General features: G+C 59.8%; 16 protein-coding genes. 3 read left to right on the plus strand and 13 right to left on the minus strand.

The window, feature by feature from the left end; all coding sequences use genetic code 11:
• Nucleotides 1-114 precede the first annotated feature (114 nt).
• Nucleotides 115-603, plus strand: a complete 489-nt coding sequence (locus A8C75_RS22555; protein WP_067386763.1) for an Lrp/AsnC family transcriptional regulator — start codon at nt 115-117, stop codon at nt 601-603.
• Nucleotides 604-719: 116 nt separating this feature from the next.
• On the opposite strand, the gene A8C75_RS22560 is transcribed toward A8C75_RS22555, so the two are convergent.
• From A8C75_RS22560 to A8C75_RS22615, 12 genes are all read right to left on the minus strand, one after another.
• A complete protein-coding gene (locus A8C75_RS22560) occupies nt 720-2819 on the minus strand; it encodes a TonB-dependent receptor family protein (RefSeq protein WP_067386765.1) in 2100 nt (699 codons plus the stop codon).
• A 174-nt stretch (nt 2820-2993) separates the two neighbouring features.
• On the minus strand, nt 2994-3785 hold the full coding sequence (locus tag A8C75_RS22565) for an ABC transporter ATP-binding protein (RefSeq protein WP_067386767.1): 792 nt from the start codon (nt 3783-3785) through the stop codon (nt 2994-2996).
• Nucleotides 3786-3799: 14 nt separating this feature from the next.
• Nucleotides 3800-4867, minus strand: coding sequence for a FecCD family ABC transporter permease (locus A8C75_RS22570; protein ID WP_084784205.1), 1068 nt, complete (start codon nt 4865-4867; stop codon nt 3800-3802).
• On the minus strand, nt 4867-5892 hold the full coding sequence (locus A8C75_RS22575) for a FecCD family ABC transporter permease (RefSeq protein WP_084784206.1): 1026 nt from the start codon (nt 5890-5892) through the stop codon (nt 4867-4869). The genes A8C75_RS22570 and A8C75_RS22575 overlap by 1 nt, the downstream gene beginning before the upstream one ends.
• Before the next feature lie 15 nt (nt 5893-5907).
• Nucleotides 5908-6846, minus strand: coding sequence for an ABC transporter substrate-binding protein (locus A8C75_RS22580; RefSeq protein ID WP_227819989.1), 939 nt, complete (start codon nt 6844-6846; stop codon nt 5908-5910).
• 114 nt (nt 6847-6960) lie between these two features.
• Nucleotides 6961-7725 carry an HpcH/HpaI aldolase family protein gene (locus tag A8C75_RS22585; RefSeq protein ID WP_067386770.1) on the minus strand — a complete coding sequence of 255 codons (765 nt, stop codon included), beginning with the start codon at nt 7723-7725 and terminating at the stop codon, nt 6961-6963.
• On the minus strand, nt 7725-8924 hold the full coding sequence (locus A8C75_RS22590) for a type III PLP-dependent enzyme (RefSeq protein ID WP_067386772.1): 1200 nt from the start codon (nt 8922-8924) through the stop codon (nt 7725-7727). Before A8C75_RS22590 ends, A8C75_RS22585 begins: the two co-directional genes overlap by 1 nt.
• A gap of 15 nt (nt 8925-8939) precedes the next feature.
• Nucleotides 8940-10757: an IucA/IucC family protein gene (locus tag A8C75_RS22595; protein WP_067386774.1), complete on the minus strand. Its 1818-nt coding sequence runs from the start codon at nt 10755-10757 to the stop codon at nt 8940-8942.
• 2 nt (nt 10758-10759) lie between these two features.
• On the minus strand, nt 10760-11941 hold the full coding sequence (locus tag A8C75_RS22600) for an MFS transporter (protein WP_067386777.1): 1182 nt from the start codon (nt 11939-11941) through the stop codon (nt 10760-10762).
• On the minus strand, nt 11938-13719 hold the full coding sequence (locus tag A8C75_RS22605) for an IucA/IucC family protein (protein WP_067386779.1): 1782 nt from the start codon (nt 13717-13719) through the stop codon (nt 11938-11940). The genes A8C75_RS22600 and A8C75_RS22605 overlap by 4 nt, the downstream gene beginning before the upstream one ends.
• Entirely contained in the window at nt 13716-14927 is a 1212-nt protein-coding gene (locus A8C75_RS22610; RefSeq protein ID WP_067386780.1) for an ATP-grasp domain-containing protein, read from the minus strand. Before A8C75_RS22610 ends, A8C75_RS22605 begins: the two co-directional genes overlap by 4 nt.
• Before the next feature lie 430 nt (nt 14928-15357).
• Nucleotides 15358-16701 (minus strand): glutamine synthetase family protein, encoded by a 1344-nt coding sequence (locus tag A8C75_RS22615; protein ID WP_067386782.1) that lies wholly within the window; start codon nt 16699-16701, stop codon nt 15358-15360.
• 143 nt (nt 16702-16844) lie between these two features.
• On the opposite strand from A8C75_RS22615, the gene A8C75_RS22620 reads away from it, so the two are divergent.
• Nucleotides 16845-18140, plus strand: coding sequence for an NAD(P)/FAD-dependent oxidoreductase (locus A8C75_RS22620; RefSeq protein WP_067386784.1), 1296 nt, complete (start codon nt 16845-16847; stop codon nt 18138-18140).
• A gap of 767 nt (nt 18141-18907) precedes the next feature.
• Nucleotides 18908-19522, plus strand: a complete 615-nt coding sequence (locus tag A8C75_RS23745) for a hypothetical protein (protein ID WP_157890351.1) — start codon at nt 18908-18910, stop codon at nt 19520-19522.
• A gap of 640 nt (nt 19523-20162) precedes the next feature.
• On the opposite strand, the gene A8C75_RS22630 is transcribed toward A8C75_RS23745, so the two are convergent.
• Nucleotides 20163-22049 carry a DUF262 domain-containing protein gene (locus A8C75_RS22630; RefSeq protein ID WP_067386788.1) on the minus strand — a complete coding sequence of 629 codons (1887 nt, stop codon included), beginning with the start codon at nt 22047-22049 and terminating at the stop codon, nt 20163-20165.
• Nucleotides 22050-22165 lie beyond the last annotated feature (116 nt).

Here is a 22165-nt window from a genome sequence, read left to right on the forward strand (position 1 = left end):
AGTCGCGCCGAGTGATTGAGAAATAGCTTAAGGCAAATGCCGTGCGTTTATTTTGCATAAAACGCTCGTACCGCTTAACTTTCACATGATTCCCGCATTCAAGAGATCAAAAACGTGAGAAACACGCATTCCGTTGCGCTCGACCGTCAGGACATCAAAATTCTCGAGGCGCTGCAGCAAAACGGCCGACTCAGTAATGTGGAATTATCGGAGCTGGTACACCTGTCCGCATCCCAGTGTCAGCGGCGGCGTCAGAAGCTGGAAGAAACCGGGGTGGTGTGCAAATACATCGCACAGCTGGACCCGGAAAAGATCGGGCTTGGCGTCATGGCACTGGTCAGCGTATCGCTGGACAAACACAGCGAGAAGATCGCCGACGCTTTCCGTACTGCCATTATAGAGTACCCCGAGGTACTCGAATGCTGGGGGGTGGCGGGTGATGCAGACTATATGCTGAAAATCGTGGCGCCGGATCTGAAAGCCTTCGCCGATGTCACCCTGCACCGGCTGCTGAACCTGCCGATGGTGTCCAACGTCAAATCCAACCTGCTGCTGCAGACGCTGAAATCCACGACGGAGCTGCCGGTACGCTGGTCACTCTAAGCCTGACGGTCGCTGCAAGCCCATCGACAGCATGCTGCCAGACGCAAAAAGGCCGGCAATTAATGCCGGCCTCTTGTCAGATCATGCGAGGCACGCAGTCCTGCGCGGTTACAGGATCAGAAATCCAGCCGCCCCTCCAGGATAAAGGCGCGACCCGGGCCAGACACACGCCCGACCGGGCTGACATCGGCACCACGGAAGTAGTAGTCCTCATCCAGCAGGTTGGTCGCCGCCACGGCCAGGTTCAGGTTGTTGCCGCCGCCAAGGGCAATATCCCGCCCCAGGCGCGCATTCACCAGGGTATAGGACGGCAGCTTGCCGGCATCACCGTTGGCCGTTTCCGCCACCGTATTGGCGGCATCGCTGAAGCTGTCGCTGGCATACTGGGCGCTCAGGCTGGCCTGCCACTGCAGGTACTGGTAGCCGGCCCGCAGGCTGAGGTGGTGCTGCGAGGCGTTCGGCAACTCATTGCCGGCATTGGCACCGTTAAGCTGCTCGGTATCCAGATAGGTGTACCCCAGGCCCAGGCTCAGACGCTCGGTGGTCTGCCAGTCCGCTTCCAGCTCGATACCCTGGTGGCGGGTCTCGCCCAGGTTCTCGTAGCGATCCAGCGCCTTGTTGTACTGAATCTGATCATCGTAATCGATGCGGAACAGCGTGGCCGAGGTTGCAAGCTCAGGCATCGCCTGCCAGCGGGCACCCAGCTCGTAGTTCCAGGCGGTTTCGTTGGCGACGTCCTCGGCCTTGGTGGCCTGGGCGATCTGTACCGGCACCAGGGAACGCTGAGTGTTGGCAAACAGGAATACGCTGTCGCTGGCCTGCAGCCCCAGGGTCAGGCCCGGCAGGACTTCATCGGCATTGTTGGTCGACTCGGTGGCGGCACGCTCGTCGACGAAATCCATCCGCACGTTCTCGTAACGCAGCCCCGGCGTGACTTCCAGCCGGCCGTCCAGCAGGCTCAGGGTATCGCTGACATAGAGCGCCACGGCGTTGGTTTCCAGGTCCCACTTGCGCACCGAGGCATAGGTGCCACTGGCCAGCTCTTCGCGGTTGACGTCAAAATCCACCGTTTCGGAGACGTAGCGTGCCCCCAGGGTCAGGGTGTGATCCCCCTTTTGCACCGTCAGGCGCGGCTCGGTGCCCCAGACATTGAAGATACGCGGCGAGTCGGCGACATGGCTGGCATCGGCTTCAGGGTCCGCCCAGCTGCCGCCGCTCACCAGGTCCTGACCAAAGAAGAAGGTGCGGTCGGCACGGTGGGCGAAGTTGCGCCACTGGAACTCCACCGCGTCACTCGGGCGGGCAGTCCAGGTCAGGGTGCCGCGCAGCATGTCGGCGGCATAGGCATCGTGCGGGCGCTGCGACTGGGTGCGGTCCTGCGCGTAGGCGCTCGGGCTCAGGGCGCCGGGCAGCTGGGCATCGACATCGTAGTACTGCAACTGTGCGGCCAGCTCGTTGTAATCATTCACGAAATATTCGGCGTCGAGGACGAAATTACGCACCTCGGTATCGGAATGATCACGGAAACCGTCACCGCTTTGCACATTGGCCTGGAACTGCAGCGCCAGGTCCTCGGTCGCAAAGCCGCCAATACGGTAATAGGTATCGCTGAAGACATTGCCGGTCTCTTCGGCAATCACCAGCCGCTGCTGCAGTGTCTGTTCGGTATCGACCGGAATCGGTCGGGTGCGGAAATTCATCACACCGCCGACGTTATTGGGGCCATAGTGCACGGCGGCACCGCCCCGTACCACGTCAATCGCATCGACGCTGGGCAGGGTGACCGGAAACAGCGAGACACCGACGTTGCTGTAAGGGCCGATGGCGATGGGATAACCGTCCACCAGCATTTGCAGACGTTCGCTGCGCAGCGGGTTCAGGCCCCGCAGGCCTATATTCGGCAGAATACCGGTGCCGGTCTCATCCAGTATCTGGATGCCGGGGGCCGAGCGCAGCGCATCCTCCAGGTTCAGGGCACCACTTTGCTGCAGCGCTTCCTGATCCAGCAGGGTACGGGAACCGGGATAGACCTTGATCTCCTCTTCGCCAGGGGTACCAATCCAGTCGCCCTGCACCGACAGCGCGTCCAGTTCAACCGCATCCTCAGCCCAGCCAACCTGGCTGGTGGCAATGCTGACCAAACTGACCGCCACTACCAGTGGCTTTCTCAGAAGCCTGGGGCGCACAAGCTGCTGTGCGCTAAACGACCGGGACATAAGGTTCTCCAATTGCGTTTTCATTAAATCTAAATGATAAGTGTTCGCAATTGTATCTAGATTATAATTCTCATACAACCTCTTAATCGACGCTGAATGCACCAATCACCAATCACCAATCACCAATGAACACAGGACTCTGCCCGGCCAGGGCTGCCGGGGCTTTCAAGCGGCCTAAAGCAGCGGCCGCACCAGGGACGATACCGGCACGAACTGCGGCCTGCCGGTCAGCTCATCCGGGGCGACCCGGGCATGCACCCGGAACACATCGGCCAGTAACGCCTGCGTCAGCACTTCAGCCGGTGCGCCCTCCTGCTCCAGCCGGCCTGCCCGCATGGCCACCAGGCGATGACCAAACTGCGCCGCCTGGTTCAGATCGTGCAGCGACATGATCACGGTCAGGCCCTGCTGCTGGTTCAGTTCGCTCAGCAACTCCAGCACCTCGAGCTGGTGGCCCAGGTCGAGGTAGGTGGTCGGCTCATCCAGAATCAGAATATCGGCCTGCTGTGCCAGCGACAGCGCAATCCAGGCGCGCTGCCGCTCACCGCCGGACAGCGCCGACAAGGGCCGCGCCTCGAAGCCCCCCAGGCCCGTGACCCGGATCGCCCAGCGCACCATTTTAAAATCCTGCTCGCTCGGCTGACCCAGCAAGCGCTGATAGGGAAAGCGGCCGTAGCGCACCAGCTGCTCCACGGTCAGGCCATCCGGCGCCACCGGATGCTGTGGCAGCATGGCCAGGCGCTGCGCCAGTTCACGCCGCTTCCAGCGCCTGATCGAGCGTCCGTCCAGCAGGACCTGACCCTGCTGCGGTTGTAGCAGACCGGCCAAGGCTCGCAGCAAGGTGCTCTTGCCGCAGCCATTGGGACCGATAAGACAATGAATCCGGCCGGTATCTACTTCCAAGCTCAGTTGCGGTACGACGATCTTGTCGTCATAGCCCAGCTTCAGTTCCTGTGCCGATAACATGCGTCCTCTTCCTCCTACGCCTGCCTGCGTGCCAGCAGGTAGATAAAAAACGGTACCCCAAGCAGGGACGTAATCACCCCGATGGGAATCTCCGCCGGCACCAGCAGCAAGCGTCCGAGCAGGTCCGACAGCATCACCAGCAGGGCACCGAACAGGGGCCCCAGCACCAGCTGCAGCCGCAGGTCCGGACCACAGCACAGGCGGGCGATCTGCGCCACGATGAGGCCGATAAAGCCGATCGGCCCCACCACCCCCACGGCACTGGCGGCAAAGAGCACCGCCACCAGCAGCAGTGCGAAACGCCACAGTTCCACCCGCAACCCCAGGCTGCTGGCGACATCGTCCCCCAGCTGCAACAGGTTGGCACCGGCCAGCAGCAGCGGCAGCAGACTCAGCGCCAACAGCGTCCAGGGCAGCAGAGCCCAGAGGTGCTCCCAGCCACGGCCAAACAGACTGCCCGCCAGCCAGATCAGCACCGTTTCGGTATTCATGGACCCCCAGCCCGCCAGCACCCCGGTGGCCAGTGCATTCAGCACACTGGCCACGGCAATGCCGCTGAGCACCAGCCGCACCGGCGTAACGCCGCGACTCCAGCCCAGCCGGTACACCGCCGCGGCGGCCAGAATGCCACCACCACTACTGATCAGCGGCAGCCAGTCGAGGCTGATCGAAAGAGCCGAATAGCTGCCGCTGTCGCCCCAGACTCGCTCGGCCATGACAAAGGCCAGCACCGCCGCCAGGCTGGCGCCGGCATTGATGCCCAGCACACCGGCATCCGCCAGGGGGTTGCGCATCACGGCCTGCAGCACTGAGCCTGCGATGGCAAAATGCACCCCCACCAGCAGCCCCAGCAGTACTCGCGGCAGGCGCAGGTTCCAGACGATATCGGTGGCTACTGCATCCCCCTCACCGTTGAGTGCCCGCCAGACCTGCAGTGGCGTCAGCGTCACAGCACCGTAGAGCAGGTTCAGCACCAGGGCCACGGCAATCAGCGCCAGTAACAGCAGCGCAAGCCCCAGTAGACGCGGAAATTCAAAGCGCCGCAGCTGGGCCGGCGGTGCGCATTGTGTTTGTGCCAGCATCACAGAACCCTCGTGCGAATCAGCCAGATAAATAGCGGGCCGCCGAGAAGCGCCGTAAACATGCCCAAGGGCAGTTCGGCCGGCGCCGCCAGGGTGCGGGCAAGCAGGTCACTCAGAGTCACCAGCAGTGCACCCAGCAACATGACCGCCGGCAGCGCAAAGCGCTGATCCGAGCCCAGCAGCAGACGTACCAGATGGGGCGCCACCAGACCGACAAAGCCCACCGGACCCGCCACCGCCACGGTCGCTGCCGTCAGCGCCACGGCGATACCGACAAAGCCCAGACGCCACAGCAGCACACGGGCACCCAGGGCCCGGGCGACGGCATCGTCCAGCCGCAGCAGATTCAGATAGCGGGAGAAACACATCACCAGAAGGAGGCCACCACAGGCCCAGGGCAAAATCAGCTGTACATGGCTCCAGCCCCGCCCCTGCAGACCACCGGCCAGCCAGAAATAGAGTTGCTGCGCCTGGGCACCGGAAAACAGCAGAAAAGCGGTTGCCAGCGCGGTGGCCAGGGCCGTCACGGCGATGCCGGCCAGGGCCAGGCGCAGGGGCGTAAAGCCGCCCTGCGCCGCCAGCACAAAAGTCAGCGCGGCCGCCAGTGTGCCTCCCAGCATGCCTATCCAGGGCAGCCAGCTGGCACTCACTACGAAACAGACCTGGGCCACCACCACCAGCATGGAGGCACCGGCAACCACACCGGTAATACCCGGGGACGCCAGCGGATTGCGGGTCACCGTCTGCATCACCCAGCCGGCAACGCCAAGGCTCGCGCCCACCAGCAGACCGGCCAGAAAACGCGGCAGCCGCAGCTCCCACACCAGTATCGCGGGCATGCCGGTTTCAGTGCCATTCAATACACGCCAGAGTGCCTGCAGTGACACAGGGACGGCGCCGGCGGCCAGGGCCAGGGCCGCGGTGGCGAGCAAGGCAATGACCAGCCCGGCGAGCAGGCCCGGACCCTTGAAATCCGCGCCTGGGGCCGGGGCGGATCGCAGCGCCGACAGGGTTGCGTGCAGCATTCTCGGCAACCCGGCCTAGTGAAACAGCCGGCTGGCCAGGGAGGCGGGCAACTGCGGCTGGGAAAAGGTTTCAGGGTACAGGCGCCAGGCCATTTCCCGCAGAATGTACTCACGGGCAATGGGGCCGCCGCCTTCCTTCCAGTGCAGGCCCACCTCATATACGCGCCCCTGCTGCACGGCCTTCAGATAGGGCCACACCGGGTTGGCGGCATAGGCATGGCGGGTACTGGAGGCAAACATGAAGATCACATCGGGGTTCAGCGCCAGCAGCTGCTCCAGGCTGAGCTGGAAGCCAAACGGGACCGCTTGTTCGGGTGTGGGCGACGGGCCTATGCTGTTGGTCGCCTGCAGCCGGCGCAGCAGATCGGTGGTCAGAAAATGGTCGTAATAGGCAAAGGGCGCTTCGCCGCTGCCCGCCAGCAGCACGGCACTGATTCCGCCGGGAGCCCGGCGGCCAAAATCATCCACCAGCGCCTCGAAGTCGGCATTCAGCGCTTGGCCTTCTGCCGCCTTGCCCAGCGCCGTGGCAATGCCCGCCACCGCCCGCAGGCTGTCGTCATGACTGATCACATCGAAGGCATAGAAAGGTGCCAGGGCGCTGAGCTTTTGCGCACTGGGTTCGGTATAGCGGCGGATCGCCAGAATCAGATCAGGCTGCAGCGCCGACAGCAGCTCCAGGTTGGTACTGGCGCGCTGCCCCAGGCTCGGCACGCCCTCCATCAGCGGCCCGAGAAAATCCGGTGTCGGGCGATCGCCGAAGGTGGATGCCCCCGCCGGCGCAACCCCCAGGGCCACCAGGGTGTCGGCGGCGAAGGTCGAAATGGCGACCACTTTGCGGGCGCCGTCCTGAGGCTGGATCAGCTGCCCCCGGTCGTCTGTTGCCGCCTGTGCCACTGGCGCCAGTAACGTCAGCGTGCCCACCACCATCAATGCCACTAGCCCCTGAAATCGCATATATCCATTCTCTGTACTGAATGCCTGGGCCCGCATTCTAAATCAAACAATAATGATTTGCATTTTGATTACCATAAATATCTCCGTTGCCATTCCGCCATGGGCAACAGTGCACTAACACTCAAAAGAATCGCGGTATTCCCGCAACCGCCGAAACAGAATGCCGCGATCCTCCCCCAGCAGGAAGGTATCGACGCCCGCCTCGCGCCAACGCTCGAACTGGCCGGGGGCACGTGGTATGGCACAGAACCGGGCCCCCGCCAGGCGGGTCTTGCGCGCCACTGTGGCAATCGCCTGCTGCACATCCGCGTGCATGACGTTCGGCCCGACGCCATAGGAAAGCGCCAGATCCATGGCCCCTTCCAGAATCCAGTCCACACCCGGAACTTGCAAAATGGCGTCCAGATTATCAACCCCGCTGCGGGTTTCGATCATCAGCACCACCAGTATTTCGTCATTGGCCCGTACCAGATAGTCCCCCAGCGCCAGGGTGCCAAAGCCGGTCGTGCGCCCGCCGGTAACGCCGCGTTGCCCCTGTGGCGCATAGCGCGCCGCCGCAACCACGGCCTGGGCCTCAGCCATATCATTCACCCGCGGTACCACGACCCCCAGGGCCCCGGCATCCAGCGCGCGCTGGATCGCGCCCGGATCGACACCTGGAACCCGCACCAGGGGCGCAATGCCGGCGGCCTCCGCCGCCCGAATCATATGTTCGAGGGTTTCAGGATTGACGCTCAGGTGCTCCATATCAAGGATCACAAAGTCGTAACCGGCGTAGCCCAGCATCTCCACCAGCCAGGGACTGGGCACCGAATTGAGCATGCCGCAGACCGCGTCCCCCGCCGCCAGCTTTTGTTTTAGCGGATTCAACTGCAGCATCAGCCCGCCTCCGGCTCATCAATAAAATGCATCAGCGGCGCGGGGTGGCGCAAAAACTGCTGATGGGAGATGTTCCATGCATAGGCGCCCGCCAGGCTGAACAGCAGCAGATCGCCGACCGCCAGCGCCTCAACCTCGACCTGGGACGCCAGCACATCCTTGGGCGTACAGAGCTGCCCCACCACCGTGACCTGTGCGTTTTCAAGCCTGTCGCCGGCGCCCAGCGGCAGCCGCCTGAAGGGATGGCTGTGCCCCTGGGCGGCGGGGGTACGAAAATGATGCGTGCCGCCACGGCAGATGGCAAACCAGCTGCCATGGGTACGTTTGAGCTCCAGCACCTCCATCAGGTAATAGCCGCAGGGCGATGTCAGGTAGCGGCCGCACTCGAAGCGAATGCGGTAAGCCGCTACCTGCTCCGCCTCGATCAGCCGATGCAGACCGGCGCTGAACAGTGGCCAGTCGAACTGGGACTCAGGCGTACGGTAGTTAATGCCAATGCCACCGCCGACATTGATCTGATCGATCTCCAGCGCGTATTGCTCACGCCAGCGCCGCACCTGGCGGAAGTAGTCTGCCAGCAGCGCCAGATGCGCCGCGGCATCCTGCTGGTGCGACACCAGGTGAAAATGAAAGCCGCGCAAGCGCAGTTGCGGATGGTCTTTAATAAAGTCGATACAGGCCGGCAGATCGACCGGATCTATGCCGAACGGCGTCGGCTTGCCCCCCATCGTCAGCGTGGTTTGCGGCAGGTTCGGCAGCGCCAGATTCATGCGCAGCAGTATCGCCTGACTCCGCCCCTGTGCCTGCAGCAGCACCGCCAGACGGCGCAGCTCAGCCAGGCTTTCCACATGGATCAGCTCGACCCGCTGCTGCAGCGCGCCGGACAGCTCGGAATCCAGCTTGCCGGGGCCGCCAAAGATCAGTGGCACTTCGGGAAACTGTTCGCGCACCCAATCAATCTCGCCGCCAGAGGCGACTTCAAATCCGTGCAGATGCTCCTCAAGCGCTGCGAGCACCGGCCTCTCGGCGTTCGCCTTAACGGCGTAAAACATCTCGCAGTTGGCCGGCAGCGAGGCCACCAGTGACTGTACATGACGCCTCAGCGCCGGCAGGTCATAGATATAGGCACAGACCGGATCGGTACTCTGTGCCTGCAGACGGGCGGCAACGGCCGCAACCTCGTTGAAACGAAACTCCATGGAAACTCCGGTGTGCTACAGCGATGAGAGGTTTTTCAGGGGGCTGGGCAGGGGTACGTATTCCGAGCAGCGATCCGCCCGCTGCAGCACCCGGTTCAGCAGGTTGGTCTTGCTGGGCCAGGGCTCACCCTGCAATACCCGGGCGATCAGCTCGCCGGAACAGGCGTTGCCATGGCGCCGCTGATAATCTTCCAGGCTGAGTGCCAGGCCGCGCCACAGTGCGGTTTCCAGCGCCTGACTGCCGGCGGCCAGGTAAAACACCGCCTGACTGAAGTTATTGATGAACAGGCAATAGGCGACGCGCTGCCAGCCCTGCTCGGCGGAATATTCAACCGACTGACGCACCCGTGACGGCAGCTGCGCCAGCCGTTCCTGCGGCCAGTAGCCCGTCACCAGCTTGGTGCCTTCGAGGTCGCGGATATAAAGCCGCGCCGGCAGCCCGTCCTGCAGACCCACCACTACATTCTGCAAATGCGGTTCGAACACCACCCCCAGCTGGCAGAGTGCATACAGCATGGGATGCGCCAGCTGCTCGACGTAGGCGACAAACCACTCCAGCGCCGCTTCCCCATAGGACAGGCCATGGCGGCGGGCACGCTGCTCCACCTGATAGCGGCTCTGAACATGACCGCTGAGGCTGTCGCCAAAGAGCGCCCCGGCCAGCAGTGGCGCTTCGCCCTGCGGCCAGTGCGGGCTGCTGCGCATGATCAGCCCGAAAGCTTCCTGCAGCTCGATGCGCTGCGCCTGTTCCTGGTCCTGAAAATCCACGGTAACGAAGGCAGGCTCGGCCATCAGGGTTAGCGACGGGAAGGTTTCGGTCAGGGCCCCAGCATGACGCTGCAGCAGCTGGCTGAGCCCCACGGCGCCCTCCAGTTCATACCAGGCGTTCTTGCGTACACAGTTGGTCAGGCGCACATGCAGTGAGCATTTGAGGAAGAAATCTGCACCGGGCCGGTACAGCGTGCGCACCGAGGCCGTGGGGTACCAGACCTCCCCCGCCGGCCCCAGGTCCAGCAGGCGCCCGCTTTGCAACGCCTGCTGGACCGGCGCCAGCCCACGGATATGGCCCGCCTGCCAGGGGTGCACCGGGATCAGCCGATAGCCCGCTGGCACAACGATGCCCGGCAGCTGGCCCGCCAGCAGCTCGATCGCGGGCGCAGCCAGCAGTGAACGCTGTTTCAGGTCCTCGGCGCGCACGGCGAAATAATGCAGCTGAAAGGCGGCGCCCACTTCCGGCGAATACTGGCGAATGGCCTCCAGACCAATACCCTGACGGCTCTTGGGTGTCGGGTGACAGGCGTGGCCGAAGGTCAGCGCCTGTTCGGATCTCAGGTAGGCCGCCGCCCCCAGGCCCCAGTCGTGCTCCCGCTCGCCCAGGGCAACAAACTCGGCCATGACCTGCACGCTGTTGCCAATCTGTTGCAGCAGTTCGGTATTGACGGCCTGGTCATAACGGCCCGCCAGCTCGGCGAGCAGCAGCTGCGCCAGGCGCCGCCAGTCGAGCGCCTGCCAGGGTTTGCCAAAACCACCGCCGTAGGGCGCGGAGATATAGTCGTAATTCAGGGTCGGTGACGGGCTCGCCACCGCCACCAGGATGCGGACCCGCGTGCGGCTCAGGCGGATCTCGAGGATATGACCGTGCTGTACCCGCTGCGAATGCCGCAGAGCCAGCGGCCAGCCTTTGTTGCCAAAGGGCGTATCCAGCTGCAGCAGGCCGGCCGGGGCCGCCACCTCGCGACAGTAGCAGTTCAGCAGCGCGGCTATTGAGTGGGACCCGGCCAGATCCTGGCGGTGCTGGGTTCTATAGGCCAGCGCCGAAGATTGTTCAGACATACTCAGTTCCTTTCAGCATGAATAAAGTGGTGTTTACGAAATCCGCCCTGCAGCAGCAGGCTCAGGGTCAGCAGCACCAGCGCTGCGGCCAGCAGCGGACTGCTGAGACCCAGGAGACCACTCAGGGCACCGGCACAGAGACCCGCCGCCACCCCGGCCCACTTGGCCGCTGCATCCAAACGCCCGAACAGCCCGCCGGCCCGCTGGCCGCTGGAGGCACTCATCAGGCGGTGCAGCGCCACGAAACAGGCCGTCATGGCCAGCCCCATCAGCAGCCGCAGCGCAATCAGCACCACCAGGCTGTCGGCGAGGTACTGGCCCCAGTAGCTGAGCGCCAGCACGGCAAAGGCGACCTGCAGACAGCGTACCGCCGACCACCGCCGCAGCCCGCGGCCAAGGCCCGGTGCCAGCAGCAGATAGACCAGGTGTGGCAGGCTGAACAGCCAGGCAAGCTCGACGGCATCCAGGGCCGCAAAGCGCAGCTGCATGTCGGCGATGAAATAGGGAAAGCCGATAACACAGGCAAAGGAAAAGCCGAACTGCAGCATGAACAGCAAGGCGCCGGACACCTGTTCCTGCACCGCCGCCGCCGTCTTATCTCCGAGCCTGACCGGGCTCGCCGCCGCCCCGGCCGGCAGGGCAAGCAGCAGTAGCAGCGCCGCCAGCAACGGCAGCAAGGCCAGATAGCCATAGAGTTCGAGCGGTGCGACAAAGCCGATCAGCCAGCCGAACAACACCGGCGCCACCACCAGGGCGGCACGGGCGGAGCCCTGCATCCAGTTCAGCGACTGGGCAAGACCTGCGCCCTGTACCAGGGATGCCAGATGCGCGCTGGAGGCGGCAAAAGTTCCGCCCAGCAGACCCTGCACCATCAGCGCCAGTGCAAACAGCAGCGGTGACGGTGCCAGGCTGGCCAGCAGAAAGCCCAGCGCCAGCCCGAGCTGGGCCCGCAACAAGGACCGGCGCGTGCCGTAACGATCGGCAAAGCGCCCCCACCAGGGCGCCGCCAGGGCCGTGCAGAGTGTCGGCAGAATATAGAACCAGCCCACCAGCTGAGTCTGGGTCGAGTCAAAGCTTTGCAGCAGGATTAGCGCAAAGAACGGAGGCATGCCCAGCGCCGCCAGCGCGGCAATAAAATGACACAGCATCACCACCGCGATCCTGCGGCGTTCGGAACCGGTCACAGCGCTTCCCACAGGAAATTAGGCGCACTCTTGCCATAGAACTTGTTGATGTCCGCCGCCCCTGAGTGCGACTTGCTCTGCAGCGTCCCGGCGGTCAACAAGTATTTGGCGTAGAGCTTGTCGTCCTCCAGCAACAACCGGCGCAGCTCGGTGGCATCCTCGTTAGGCAGGGCCGCCAGACTGTCTTCAAGCGCCTGCAGTAGCAGACGATAGAGCTCACGACGCTCGCCATACCTAAGCTGCACCATGCCCTCGATCAGCGGCGCCAGATTGAGCTGCAGCGTAATGGTGGTGAACATCTGCCCCAGCGCCAGGGGGTCCTGGCTCCAGATGCGCTGATCCTGCAGCCCCTCGACATGGCGGTACAGCTCCGGCCAGCGGGCCGCCAGCGATTCACGCTCGATACGCGGGGCGTCATTGTCCTTGAGCAACAGCCGCATGCTGCCTGCGGCCGGGCCGAGCAGCAGCATCGAGTTCTGCTGGTTCGACTCCAGCGCTATGCCGTAGCGCAGCCAGAGGGTGACATGCACCGCCAGGGTCAGGTCCAGGTAGTGGCGCAGAAATGCCCGCGTATCGCCCTGGTAAAAACGCCCGCTCAGCTCCTCGAACACCCGGCAGCCCGAAGGGGTGACCGCCAGCAAGCCCGCCACCGACACCAGGGTGCCGTCCGTGACCTCCTGCGGGTAAAGCCGCTGGATGTAACCAAGAAAGCTGTGACCATCGACATGGGCCCCCAGGCTTTCGTCCGTCAGCAGCAGGCGCCCCTGCAGCTGCTCATCCTGCCGGGCAATGGCGCCGAGCAGGTCCTGCACCCGCTGGCCATCGCCGATGGTGCTGGGTTTTACGGTGCGAATGTTGCGGCTGCCGAGCGTCCGGATCGTCAGTGGCAGCTTGATATGCGTGCCGGGGCGCTCCAGCAGCATCAGGCTGCGTACCGACAGTGTTGGCACCACCTCGACACAGGCCCCGGGTGCCCGGATCACCTGCTGATCAAGACCGGCGTCCTGCAGCAGCGGCCTAAGCGCCTGGTCCCAGAGGAAGGGATGCACCGGTATCAGGCGGTAGTCCGCCGCCAGGGTTTCGCTCAACCCCACCCGGGCAAAGTCGGGAATCCAGTGCGGCTCCTCCGCCCGGGAGGCCTGACAGAAAGCGCGGGGCACCGCGAGCCAGCGCAACTGAAAGCGGGGCTGGAACTCAGGCGCGTAGCGCTCCAGGTCTTCAACGCTGAAGCCGCTTTTGGCCCGGGCGGTCGGGTAATAGGGGTGGTCGAGGTAGGATGCCAGCCGGTCGTAATGCAGAAAACGCTGTGCCCAGCCGCCCTCGCCCTGGGACTGATCGCGGCCTGCGCTGAAATAATCCTGCTGCGCCTGGCGACAACGCAGGCCGTGCAATGCGGCCTCGCGGCACTCAATGGCAAAATGACGGTAGTGTTCCAGCTCCGAGGGCTCCAGCCCCGCACTCAGCCACTCCAGCAGCGCCGCGCAGTTCGTCAGCTCAAGGGGGTCATCACGGCCTGCGGGACGGGCAATAACCGGGCCCTGCCGGTAACGCCAGCGTTGCATAAAAGCACTGGCCTGCACCGGAATCCAGAGCTCGCCGGCGGCCAGGTGCGCCAGATGCCACCAGTCGCCGCCATCCTGTGCAGCCGCGTGACCCACCGACTCTGGGCTGACCTGCCGGCCCCGGCTGCTGAACTGCTGCACATCCTCGCGCAGCAGCGTGTCCAGCACCCGGGCAAAGATGTAATCAGATGCATCGTCCAGGCTTACAATGCTCATGCTTCCAGCTCCCAGCTGAGCCCGGCCAGGGCATCCTCGACCCTTGCCTGCAGCTGCGTCTCGCAGGTACCCAGCGCGCGGATCACGCCCAGGTAATCCTTGTTGGAATGACTCAGTTCCAGCTGCTCGCCGGCCCGGCGCAAGGGCCGGAAATCAACAAAACCCCCGGCCCAGTCATGGCGAAACGCCGCCGGCGTCTGCGTCAGGCGCCCGGCTTGCGTGGCCCGAATATACTGAATCAGCAAACGGCTATCGGGCCCTGCCAGCAGCGGCAATGGCTGCCCCAGATGCAGCTGCAGCAGGGTGCGAAACAATGGGAAATCGAGCGCCTGGGCCAGCAGAAACTCGCGACCATCACCGATGGTGCGATAGTTGATTTCGATCAGCCGCGGCCCCTTTTGGGTCTGCACGAACTCGGTATGACAGGAGCCAAAACCCACGCCGAAGTCGCAGATCATGCGCACAACGCTCTGCAGATCGGCATCCTCGAGATCCAGCCCCCAGCGTGCCGACAGCTCGACAAAATGCGGCGGCTCCGACAGCTCTACCCGAAACCCGCCCAGCACCTCGAGCCGCTCGCCATCGCCGAGCGTCTCCAGCGTATACAGGGGGCCTTCGATATACTCCTCGATCAGCAATGGCTGCCCCGGCTGGCGTTCCCAGAGTCGCTCACAGCAGTCCCTCAGTGCGGCGGCCGACTGGACCAGGCTAACATCCAGACTCGCCACCCCCTCCCGTGGCTTGACCACACAGGGATAGGGGCAGTCGGCCAGCAGGGGTTCCAGCTGCGAGGGCGCTGCGACAAGCCGATACCAGAAAGGCTCAGCCCCCAGGGATGCCAGGTGGGCGCGCATCGCCGCCTTGTTCTTGGCGCGATAACACACCCGCCAGTCCTTGCCGGGCAAACCGAAGTACTCGGCCACCAGCGCCGTCGAGGTCTGCAGATGATCGCTATGGGAGAACACCGCGACCGGTGCAATATCGGCCTCCTGCAGTGTTTCGATCAGCGCCAGCGGATTGAACACATCGCACGCCAGGATGGCGTCGGGATAGGCTTCTCGCCCCTCCTCGGCAAAATGCTGACGATGCTCGCGGGCAAGGTCAGTGACAATAACGGGCGACAGCCCCAGTGCCCGGGCGGCGGGTAAGAAGCCCTCATTGAGCACTTCGGTGACTAGATGGGCAATAAAGATGATCTGACCCGACATTCCTTGAGCTCCGTTGCGATGCGTTGCTGACTGGGTTCCCGGGTATCAGTGCCAGACAGACCCCGGGAACAGGCTCGGGACAGACTCCCGAACTCGATGCCTTTTATACTAAATACGAATCACTATCATTAGCAACATTATTTTAAACATCTGTTCGAATTGGTGCCGCACCCGACAAGGCGCAGCTCGGGAGCATGATCCCAGGGCTTGGAACAGCAACAGGACACGGGCGGAAAGCCACGGCAGAACGCCCCCTGCAAGGGCCCAGAGGAGACGCAAGAAGGACTATATAAAGATCAGCATGGAGCAGGATTTTAAGAGGTTTTTACGCCTTTTTGGCGCAGTTTACAGGCGTTAAGCAGTTTGCCAGCACGCAGTGGATACAGCTAACCCGAGCACCGATCACGGAGCCTGCCGCACCGAAAAACGATCAGACTCGCAGCAGCAGATGCTCACGTTCCCAGGAGCTGATGACCTTGTTAAAGGCTTCGTATTCCGCCAGTTTTACCGCGACATAGGCTTTTACAAAACGCTCACCCAGGATCGCCTGCAGCGGTTCGCAACCTGATAACAGCCGCAGCCCCTCCTCCAGGGTGCGGGCAATCTCGACCCGGCTGTTGGCGCCATAGGCACTGCCCTGGGTGGGGGCCGAAGGTTGCAACTGCTCTTTAAGCCCCAGATAGCCACAGGCCAGCGACAGGGCGATGGCCAGGTAGGGATTGGCATCGGCGCCGGCAAAGCGGTTCTCGACCCGGGTGGATTCGGGCGTGCTCTGGGGCACCCGCAGGCCGGTGGTGCGGTTATCCAGCCCCCACTGCAGGTTGATGGGCGCGGCTATATCCGGTACGAAACGGCGGTACGAATTCACATTGGGGGCGAAGAAGCTGATCGCCGCCGGCACGTACTTCTGCAGCCCCCCCAGGTAGTGATAGAGCGCCTCGCTGAGGCCGCCCTGCGGGGTAGCGAAGATATTCTCACCGCTGGCGATATCCTGCAGGCTCTGGTGAATATGCAGCGCACTGCCGGGTTCATGCTCCATCGGCTTGGCCATGAAGGTGGCGTAGATATCGTGCTGCAGCGCCGTTTCGCGCAGGGTGCGCTTGAAGGTGAACACCTGGTCAGCCAGCGCCAGGGCATCGCCGTGCTTGAAGTTGATCTCCATCTGGCCGGCGCCCGATTCGTGAATCAGGGTATCCACATCCAGCTGCTGCAGTTCGCAGTAGCGGTACAGGGTATCGATAATGGGGTCGAACTCGTTCACCGCATCGATGCTGTAGGACTGGCGCGCACTCTCGGTACGGCCGGAGCGCCCGATCGGCGCCTTGAGCTCGTAGTCCGGGTCCAGATTCTTCTGCACCAGGTAGAACTCCACCTCCGGCGCCACCACCGGCCTCAGGCCTTCTGCCTCGTACAGCGCCAGCACCCGGCGCAGCACACTGCGGGTCGCCAGCGGATGCAGCTCACCCTGCATGTCGTAGCAGTCGTGGATCAGCTGGGCCGTCGGCTCCTTGGCCCAGGGCGCCAGGCGCAGCGTGGTCGGGTCCGGCTGCAGCACCATGTCCCGGTCGGCAGGGTCCACCAATTGGTCGTGCTCGCGGGACCAGTCGCCGGTCACCGTCTGGATCAGAATGCTTTCGGGCAGGCGGGCATTCTGCTCGGCGATAAACTTGCGCGTGGGCAGAAACTTGCCGCGGGCATTGCCGGTCATGTCCGGCACCAGGCATTCAATCTCGCTTATATTGTGTTGCTGCAGAAACTGCTCAATCGTATCCATCGCGCACCGTCCGGATAAGTGTCCATACCCATTTCAGTGTATGACAAGATTCTGCCCAGGGAGCTGTCAAACAGACGATTTATGGCCATAGTATGCTGATAAGAAAGCGTTTTTCTGCCCTCCCTTCAGGAGACCCGGACCCTATGCACGACACCGGCTTTGCCGCCTCCTATTACGCCGCCAGCGCTCACTCAGTTGAACCCTGGCCGACACTGCAGGGCGAAGTGCAGGCCGATGTCTGCATCATAGGCGCCGGCTACACCGGTCTGTCGACGGCGCTGCATCTGCGCGAGCAGGGTTATAGCGTGGTGGTACTGGAAGCGGCCCGCGTGGCCCAGGGCGCCTCGGGACGCAACGGTGGCCAGGTGTGCGTCGGCCTGAACCTGGGCCAACATGAACTGGAAGCCTGGCTCGGAGCCGAACATGCACAGCAACTCTGGGAGCTGTCCGTTGAGGCGGTGGCGCTGGTAAAAGATCTGATCGCACGCCACAAGATCCATTGCGACCTGAAAGCCGGCATCCTGCACTCGGCCTTCAAGCCCTCCCATGTAGGCCCGATGCAGCGCGAAACCGAGCATCTGCAGCAGCACTACGGCTATCAGGGCCTGCGTTTTGTACCCAGGGACGAGCTGCGCACTATGCTTGGCACCGAACGCTACCAGGGTGCCCAGCTGTTTACAGATGCGCTGCATCTGCATCCGCTGAATTACGCTCTGGGTCTGGCCCAGGCGGCCCGGGCAAAGGGCGTACAGATCTTTGAAAACAGCCGTGCGCTTGATTACCAACATGAAGGCAGTAGCAACGAGAACGCCCAGATAAACACAGCCCAGGGCTCGGTACGGGCAAAGACCCTGGTGCTGGCCTGTAATGGTTATCTGGGGGCGCTGGAGCCGCGCATTGCCGGCAAGATCATGCCCATCAACAACTTTATTCTGGCCACAGAACCTTTGGGCGCAGACCTCGCCCGCAGCCTGATCCGGGATGATGTGGCGGTGGCCGACTCGAAATTCGTGGTGAATTATTTCCGCCTTACAGCCGACCACCGCCTGCTGTTCGGCGGCGGCGAAAACTACCGCAGCCGCTTCCCGGCGGATATTCCCACCTTTGTACGCAAACACCTGCTGCAGGTGTACCCGCAGCTCGAAAGCACCCGCATCGACTACGCCTGGGGCGGCACCCTGGCCATCACCCGCAACCGCATGCCCTTCTTTCGCCGCCTCGACCAGAACCTCTATGTGGCCCAGGGCTACTCCGGCCACGGCATCGCCCTGGCGACGCTCGGCGGCAAGCTGATCAGCGATGCCATCAGCGGCTCGTCTGAAGGCTTCGATATTCTGGCCCGCGTGCCCAGCCCAGGTTTCCCCGGCGGCACCCTGTTGCGCTGGCCGGCGCTGGTCGCCGGCATGTTGTATTACCAGTTGCGGGATAGGTTGAGTTGAGTTTGAAATGGAAATCCGATATTTAATGCTGGTCGGTGGCGGCTATGTCTACTATTGAAAAGTCAGTTCACCTTCGGCACTGAGCGGAGCGGACATTTTGCGGTAGTTTGACGGTTCATTTTGCGCCTTGCTGGCGCGTCACTTTCTTTGCTCGCGCGAAAGAAAGTAACCAAAGAAAGCGCGCCCCAATTAAGCCTTTTCGCTGCGCGCTGCAGCCATTGTGCGGGCGCCGCTAACGCACATCCATGTGCTAATCGGCGTCGATACAGTCCCTGTATCGCCCCTTCGGGCCTGATCGCACAATGCCTTCAGTGCTCGCCGGCATACGGCCAGAGATGGCCGGTAGCCAGATAATGCAGGAGCAATTTTCTGCTCATAAGGGGGATGGTCGTTCTGCCATATTGGCGGGGCGGTGATGTTGAGTTCGGGTCCGTACCCATTGGACAGACCAGGGCGTCGAAGCATTTCTGCGGCACCAACAGTGCCAGGGGCGACAATCTACTTCAACCAAGAGTGACTCCCATTCCTTGCACCATAGAGGTGACTTCATAGGCTCAATAAATAGGTATACTGTCCCCGGGATGCTCATTCGTGAGCAAGTTTTCGCAGTCATGAAGACAAGCAAGTCGGTCTGAGCGATTAAGAAACGGAGCCAAGTCGAACTAACGATATTACGAGCCTTGGCCAAGAACACAGAGCAAGGGAATCTCAATAACCATAGGTCGCAGACTGATTATTTTTATGGCCATCAATCTTGGAGAATAACATTGATAAAATTCGATATAATCGGTGTACTCGGTCTTTCTATTGGATTTTTATCACTACTAAGCCTTGCTTATTACTTTTATAGTACGTACAAGGATACACCAGATACGATTTACTCAAAAAATAGAGATGGAGGGCCATTATCTTATCTGATAGCTTTTTTGAGGTTGATAGGCTGGTTTTTAGTTTTTAGCATGGGCTTTTACTCAGTCCTTTCTCTTCTTCCATTGGATATAATAGGAATAAATATTAGTAAAGAGACGATCCATAATATCTTTGCGACAGTATCTTTTTTTATGACGCTTGGATCATTTTCAATCATGTCTTTTCCTTCTAAGGTATTAGCTGCAAAAAGACAGGAAACCAGTAAAGTTATCGAGGCTCACGAACAAATGTATGCAGCCCAAGATGCGTGTGAAAAACTAGAATTTATGGTAGAAGAATTGGAAGCTATTTGCAAAGATCCCAGTAATTTACCTAAGGTGGTTAGTTTGTTGATCGCACGCGAGAGAGTGTGTCAGGATCCGGACAAGAAAGCACAAATCACTCAAGTTAGAATATCTGCACAAAGGTTGCGCCGGCATATCAAGCTACTTGAAGATAAGGCATATAAGTAGACTGGAGGCTAAAAATATTTCTGTTTATAAATCGACCTGTCTTGATCGCAGACTCCAAACCCTGAGAGGATGGAGTCATTAATTCGAAAACGAAATATTCTGCAGGCTTGGCTCTCGGGACTCTGCTGCGACCGGAACTTCGAGGGCTAGTACTGGAACGTCGAATCAAGCCGGCAAGCGAGCAGCCCATTGGGGAATAATTTCCAGGGGCCGCCATGCTCCGCGTGGGAGACCTTGATACAGTGCTGACTGGTGATGCTACAACGATTACCAAAGAGGATATTCTGTCAAAGCACCCTGATGAATAAAGTTCACAGGGTCAAATCTTGCTTTTTGCCCCTCCGGTACGACACCAAGGCAAAAGACCTGACCCTCATTCTCCGCATTACCAGTTGTGTGATAGGTTGAGTTGATATGCCAGAGGCTCCTGAAGTTAAAAGCCGGTCGGTGGCGGTGGTCATGTCTACTTATTGAAAGTACGTACGCTTTCGGGACAGAGCGAGCATTACACTATCACTGCAAGGTTATGCTCCAGCCGCCGCTTTAGCGTTCGGTTGGAGCACGCTGTTGAAGCCAGCCCTCATTTCCCGTTAACTCAACGGCACTGTTTTCGGCTTTAGTCAGATTCGAATCGAAGTCTTTAAACTGTGTCAAATTTCGAAGTGGACCAGATAGTCTTGGCAACCTGTTGGTAAAGTTCTCCGCGCTCTGTGATCGCTGCATCACCAAATTTCGCGATTGAATTTACAGATATCCCCGCCTGAATCAATCCTTCGCGCGCAGAAGGGTTGTTCTCAAAGAACTGAGCCGTCAGACTCTGGCAAAGAACATTCTCCGTCGCATAGACACCTAGTTTCTGGGAGTAAGGTTTACATTTTAGAGATCTGTTACGCCCCCGAGGGAGAAGGACTAACCCTCCGAGATAATTTCTTCTTTGTAAATAATTTGAGTCATTTGAAAAATCCCAGTCTTCACTAGCATCGGCCTTAGATTCTTCAATGACTTCAGATAATATATGCTCTATATCGAAAGTTTTTGCTCCTAGAGAGCGATCTATATAGCCAGAAAATCTAACAGAGTTAGTTTGGGAACAGATGTTTTCTAAAAACTCTCCGAAGCGACCCAATATGTGCAGAATATCTTGCCGTTTTGCTCTTCCATATGATAATTCCGCAACATTATTTATATCGCCTACGTACTTACTGGCCTCGTCTTTCAATGTAGACCGAAGACTATCAACATCAAGATTTCGTATTTTTTTAGCGAAATAAAATATGCTGTCTCTTACGTTATCGTACGTATTATCTTTGCCACTTATCACTCGGCTCGTAGCAAAAACATCTAGAAAAAAAGAGACAAGCTTTATTTTTGTATTTACGTCAGCACTTGTATCCCCTATTTTTATTGATGCGAGTATTAACATTGCTTGCAAGGTTAGGTTTCTGGATCCGTTATAGAATAAATGGGGAAAGGCGGTAGACCAGCCTGATTCGGCTGCCTTTACTTTCGTATATATTTTTGCATAAAATGGCATTGTTTCCGATATCAACTGTTGAAAGTCATCACTATTACTAAGCCCAATACGCTCGCGGTTATCAATCAACCAGCGATGATACGAATCACCTATCACCTCAAAGTCTCCTGGAGAATCCCCACGGCTTTTACCACGAATCGATTCACCATATTGAGATCTAAGCCAAGTTTTCAAAAATTGACTATCTTCTTCTGACGATATTTTCTTAAGACCGCTAACGGTTTCGATCCAGTGTTCATGCGACTCAGAGTTCGCTTGGTCGTCATTTATATTGGACAGAAGATAGCCTTTGAGTAGATCTATAGGGCTGAGCTTTAGGCCTCTGTCATTCATTGTTACGAACACCCTATGAGCATCTTGCTCACTAGGAACGCCTATCTCAGTAAGAAGAACTTTGTTCACAACAAAGTCAGAAAAGAATGGAAGTAATCCCTCAAGTATCTGGCTATCCAGATAGTTCTCTATACTTCCAAAAAGATCAAAGAGGCGCTTTCCGCTCTGATCTAGGCCTTGAACTGACTCCACATTGGACGATAAATCTTGATCCTTCACCGAAGCATCGAGAAGCAGGTTGAATAACTGTGCTCTAGGTCCATCAAATGATAGATTGTAATCCTTATCTCCCCATAACTCCCTGCGAATGAGGCTGTCCAGATCCGCAAGGCTAAGCGAAGGGTCAGTCAATTTCTTCCGTTGGAACCAAGACAAAAGGAGTGTGATGGTAGTCAGACGCTGCTGACCGTCGATAATTGACTTTACTCCATCTGCCACCGAAGTGGTTATAATGGTTCCTAGAAAATAGTCTTCATAGGAGCCGACATCTTTACGCCCGTGATCAGAGGAATAGTTATCTAGAAAAGCTCCTTGGAGGTCCGTAAGAAGCTCTCTGAACTGCTTCTCTGTCCATTTGTAGTCTCTTTGGTACGTAGGTAGGCTGTATTTATTCTGAAGCGCCTGATTCACCGTCTGGCGGTCAAAAGTGATGTTGCTCATGATCTTCCTTTAGTCAAATATTTATCGGCGTGCCTGCGCAATAGATAATATTAAGATAACACAGCCATTCTCCTCCGTTGAAAACGTGCATGCGTTTTAATGTGTTTGCCGTGCGA

This window comes from Marinobacterium aestuarii (assembly GCF_001651805.1).
GTDB classification, from domain to species: domain Bacteria; phylum Pseudomonadota; class Gammaproteobacteria; order Pseudomonadales; family Balneatricaceae; genus Marinobacterium_A; species Marinobacterium_A aestuarii.

Coding starts and splice junctions, on each gene's coding strand:
- A8C75_RS22630 (WP_067386788.1), bottom strand. CDS start 22,049: ATGAGCAACATCACTTTTGACCGCCAGACGGTGAATCAGGCGCTTCAG.
- A8C75_RS22585 (WP_067386770.1), bottom strand. CDS start 7,725: ATGCTGCAGTTGAATCCGCTAAAACAAAAGCTGGCGGCGGGGGACGCG.
- A8C75_RS22590 (WP_067386772.1), bottom strand. CDS start 8,924: ATGGAGTTTCGTTTCAACGAGGTTGCGGCCGTTGCCGCCCGTCTGCAG.
- A8C75_RS22570 (WP_084784205.1), bottom strand. CDS start 4,867: ATGCTGGCACAAACACAATGCGCACCGCCGGCCCAGCTGCGGCGCTTT.
- A8C75_RS22610 (WP_067386780.1), bottom strand. CDS start 14,927: ATGTCGGGTCAGATCATCTTTATTGCCCATCTAGTCACCGAAGTGCTC.
- A8C75_RS22615 (WP_067386782.1), bottom strand. CDS start 16,701: ATGGATACGATTGAGCAGTTTCTGCAGCAACACAATATAAGCGAGATT.
- A8C75_RS22565 (WP_067386767.1), bottom strand. CDS start 3,785: ATGTTATCGGCACAGGAACTGAAGCTGGGCTATGACGACAAGATCGTC.
- A8C75_RS22595 (WP_067386774.1), bottom strand. CDS start 10,757: ATGTCTGAACAATCTTCGGCGCTGGCCTATAGAACCCAGCACCGCCAG.
- A8C75_RS22575 (WP_084784206.1), bottom strand. CDS start 5,892: ATGCTGCACGCAACCCTGTCGGCGCTGCGATCCGCCCCGGCCCCAGGC.
- A8C75_RS22580 (WP_227819989.1), bottom strand. CDS start 6,846: ATGCGATTTCAGGGGCTAGTGGCATTGATGGTGGTGGGCACGCTGACG.
- A8C75_RS22560 (WP_067386765.1), bottom strand. CDS start 2,819: ATGTCCCGGTCGTTTAGCGCACAGCAGCTTGTGCGCCCCAGGCTTCTG.
- A8C75_RS22605 (WP_067386779.1), bottom strand. CDS start 13,719: ATGAGCATTGTAAGCCTGGACGATGCATCTGATTACATCTTTGCCCGG.
- A8C75_RS22620 (WP_067386784.1), top strand. CDS start 16,845: ATGCACGACACCGGCTTTGCCGCCTCCTATTACGCCGCCAGCGCTCAC.